The sequence below is a fragment of the Aliibacillus thermotolerans genome, assembly GCF_027853235.1.
GTDB lineage: Bacteria > Bacillota > Bacilli > Bacillales > Marinococcaceae > Aliibacillus > Aliibacillus thermotolerans.
Genome location: NZ_WKJG01000075.1, coordinates 1 through 3,702, shown reverse-complemented (window position 1 = coordinate 3,702; position 3,702 = coordinate 1). Strand labels below are relative to the sequence as shown.

The following is a 3,702-nucleotide window of genomic DNA, read 5'->3' as shown; positions in this document are numbered from 1 at the left end:
GTGGATTGTATATATGCAAAGACTGTCATGCTACCCTCAATGCCGATGTTAACGGTGCAATGAACATCGGCAAAAAGTATCTGAAAGAGATAGACTCCCTATCTCAATCAGTAGTGGTGTTGGACACGCCGACAGTGTATACGTTTAACGGACAACAGTTCGTGGCGTAGAACTGGAAGCTCGTCATTTCAATGACGAGTAGTTCACTAGGATAAAAAAAGAAAGGATGATGAAGATGAAACTTGCCATCGGTTCCGACCATGCTGGCTATCGGTTAAAGAAAGAGATCATGAAGGTGTTAGATGAGTTAAATGTGGAATATGAAGACGTCGGTTGTCATGATGAAAACTCAGTGGATTACCCGGATTACGCGGTGCCTGTTTCGGAAAAAGTAGCTACTGGAGAAGTAGATAGAGGTATTTTAATTTGTGGTACTGGTATCGGGATGTCGATTTCTGCAAATAAAATCAAAGGAATTCGTTGTGCGTTAGTGCACGATGTCTTTAGCGCAAAAGCCACTCGTGCTCACAATGACAGCAACGTGTTAGCGATGGGTGAGCGCATTGTCGGCCCGGGCCTTGCAAGTGAAATTGTAAAAGCATGGCTTGGTACGGAGTTCGAAGGAGGTCGGCACGAACGTCGCGTTAATAAAATGATGGAAATTGAACAGACTTCTGATAAAGAATAAATCCACCTCCCCTTGAAGATAAAAAGTCTCAAAGGGGAGTATTTTTGTATGAACGATGATAGACAGTGCCTCTTAGAAGAGAGCGTATAATACCAAATGCGACACTGTTATTTTTCTTCAAAACGGAAAACGGAACGCCGTGTCAATCGTCAACTTGCCAGTTTACATGTTGCGCCAATGAAAGGGACATCAAGCTTCTTTTTATTGCTACAAGCTATTCTCGCAGTTGATCTACTGTGAGATTCATCACTTGATCTTCCAATTTCCTTATTTCTTCTTCGTATTCTTCCATACTTTGGATAGGTGGATGACTTGCCATATATTCCATCAATTCATCATTGACGAAGGAAAAATAATGGGAGGTGTCCATGTAATTGCTTAAATCATACGTTATTTCATCAAAAGCTTGAAAATCGTAGAGAGAGACGTGCTCATACTTGGATAACGTTTTAAATAGCCACCGTTTAAAATCTAACCGGTCTTGGAAATTGGCGTTGTCATTGAACGATTTCACTTGTCCAGGAATAGAGTATGGTGCAAAGAAAAAGGTGAAATGAACGTCTTCATTTTCACGGATCATTGGTTCGATATTCGTCTCAAAGTTATCAATCATATGCGCAAGCGTGTACCGTTCTTCCACCGGTTCGTTTGATGGTACAGCCTCAATGTAATCTTTTACATCTTCTAATGTCATTGGTTCTTGATCGTCACCAAATTTATACAACTCATAAGGATCACGGCCGGCATGCTTCCCTTGAAGATTACTTACAATTGTCTCTTCCAACACTTCTAATGGAAATAGACTAAATAAATAGAACACATCGTTCCAACGTTGATTATCGTACATATGGTAAGGAAATGGTGCGTGATCATCTGCTACTTCATCGACTTCTTTATAGAGAGCACCGTAGTTAATTTCCCAAAACACATGCTTTATATTTTGTTCTTCCAAAGCGAGATTTACTACCAGTGCATGTTCCCTCGTCGAAGAACCTGACAACGCCAAGTTTAAAGTAGTTGTATCCAACACTTCATTCGCATGAGTTTCGCGAAAGTTTTGTGTCATGGATGTGCCAACAATCGCTGTTTCAAATGATAATTGGCGAATCAGTCCAGGCATTTGATATCTTGACTCGTCTGAATATTTTCCTTCATACCATGAAGCTTCGCGGTAATATTGCAGGGGATCGGTAATATAGACGAACATCATAATGAAGGCTGAAAACAGAACGATACTGATGCCGTACTTCAAAAGAAATCGTTGATACTGCACGAAAATCCCCCTTTCTTTAGAAATTAAAATAAATAAATTCGCTTACGCGTGTTAAATGAAGAATGGATACAACGGTCACAAAACCAATAAACAATGCGGTTTTCCAGTTAGGTCGGAAAGATTGCAACCTTTCAATAGAATTTTTCGCAAAAACAGAGATGAATAAGAACACAATGAGAAGCACGATGATTTTATGAAATTCATACAAATCACCGACAAAAAAACGCTCGGTCACTTCATATGGAATCACTTGGATTTGTTGAAATAAAGATTCAAGATACGGTGGAATGGAGATTCCTTGTAAGCCTACCATTGCTTTTAAAACATGGAGTGCATCTTGAAAGCTTTCCGCTCGAAAAAAGACCCAAGCAACATTAACAAATTGAAACGTAATAAACCAAGCGAGCCATTTGGGCATATCGATCGCAAGCTTTCTCCACAGTCGATGGATCACACTTGCAACGCCGTGAAGAAGTCCCCACACAACAAACGTCCAGCCGGCTCCGTGCCAAAAGCCGCTAATACCGAAGACAATCATAATATTGAAAAGCGTCCTACTTTCACTGATGCGATTTCCACCAAGTGGTATGTAAATATATTTCGTCAAAAAGCGTCCTAACGTCATATGCCAACGTCTCCAAAAATCTTGAATGTTTAACGCTTTGTATGGGGAATTAAAGTTTATTGGCAGTTTAATATTAAACAGTAGGGCCAGTCCGATTGCCATGTCTGAATATGCACTAAAGTCAAAGTAAATTTGAAACGAATACGATAACGACACGATCCATCCTTCAATCAATGTCAACGTCTCGGGTCGCCCAAACCCATCACTTGCATAGATTGCAAAAGTATCAGCAATCACTGTTTTTTTAAAGAGACCGATGAAAAAAATAAAACTGCCAAGTACCACATTTTTTGCGCGGACAAAACGTGCACTTAATGTTTCGAATTGAGGCATCATTTCTTTGTGATGCACAATCGGTCCGGCAATTAATTGTGGAAAAAAAGTAACAAATAAGGCGTAATTCAGAAACGAGTACTTTTTTGCTTCTCCTTTATATGTATCAACGAGATAAGCAATTTGTTGGAACGTAAAAAAACTAATCGCCAGCGGTAACGCCACGTGGAGAAGAGAAAAATTCGTTTCGAAAATCATGTTCACATTTGCGATAAAGAAATCCACATATTTAAAATAACCTAACAACGCTACATTAAAGATAATCCCGATGGTTAAGATTATTTTTTTATAAGAAACCTTTTCGATTGTTTTTCCGAATAAGAAGTTAGTAATGATGGAACCAAGCAGAATTGGTAAATATACCGGATTCCACCAACTATAGAAGAAAAGAGAACTGAACACGAGCCAAATTTTAGCACCAGCTACCAAATCTATTTTTCGAAAAATAAAATAAACAATAAATACAATCGGTAAGAAACCGAAAATAAACACATGCGAGTTAAATAACATGTCCAAACGGCCCACCTTTCAAAGATGTCCAACCAAATATAAGGATAACGAAAGATTTCTCCCTATGCACGAAATTTTACCCTGAATTATTCATAGAAAACTTTTGATAAATTTTGAATGCCTATCTATCAAGCATTTCAACCGAACATGCATCAAATAAATGAAAAAAGAATCCATTTCTGTTAAAGTTAAATCACCACAAAATAACCACAGAAAGGATTCTTATAATGGCTACTTTACCGCAATTAACTTTAGATTTCAATCGTCAAATTA

At 38.4% G+C, this 3,702-nt stretch carries 3 protein-coding genes; 1 reads left to right on the top strand and 2 read right to left on the bottom strand.

Annotated features, from left to right (window positions below; translation table 11 throughout):
* Window positions 1–235 precede the first annotated feature (235 nt).
* A complete protein-coding gene (gene rpiB, locus GJS40_RS11885; protein WP_270898079.1) occupies window positions 236–688 on the top strand; it encodes a ribose 5-phosphate isomerase B in 453 nt (150 codons plus the stop codon).
* Window positions 689–902: 214 nt separating this feature from the next.
* Here rpiB and GJS40_RS11880 read toward each other — a convergent pair whose 3' ends face one another.
* Complete coding sequence (locus tag GJS40_RS11880; RefSeq protein WP_270898078.1) at window positions 903–1,961, bottom strand: hypothetical protein; 1,059 nt, start codon at window positions 1,959–1,961, stop codon at window positions 903–905.
* Between the two features lie 16 nt (window positions 1,962–1,977).
* Window positions 1,978–3,429 (bottom strand): MBOAT family O-acyltransferase, encoded by a 1,452-nt coding sequence (locus GJS40_RS11875; protein ID WP_270898077.1) that lies wholly within the window; start codon window positions 3,427–3,429, stop codon window positions 1,978–1,980.
* Window positions 3,430–3,702 lie beyond the last annotated feature (273 nt).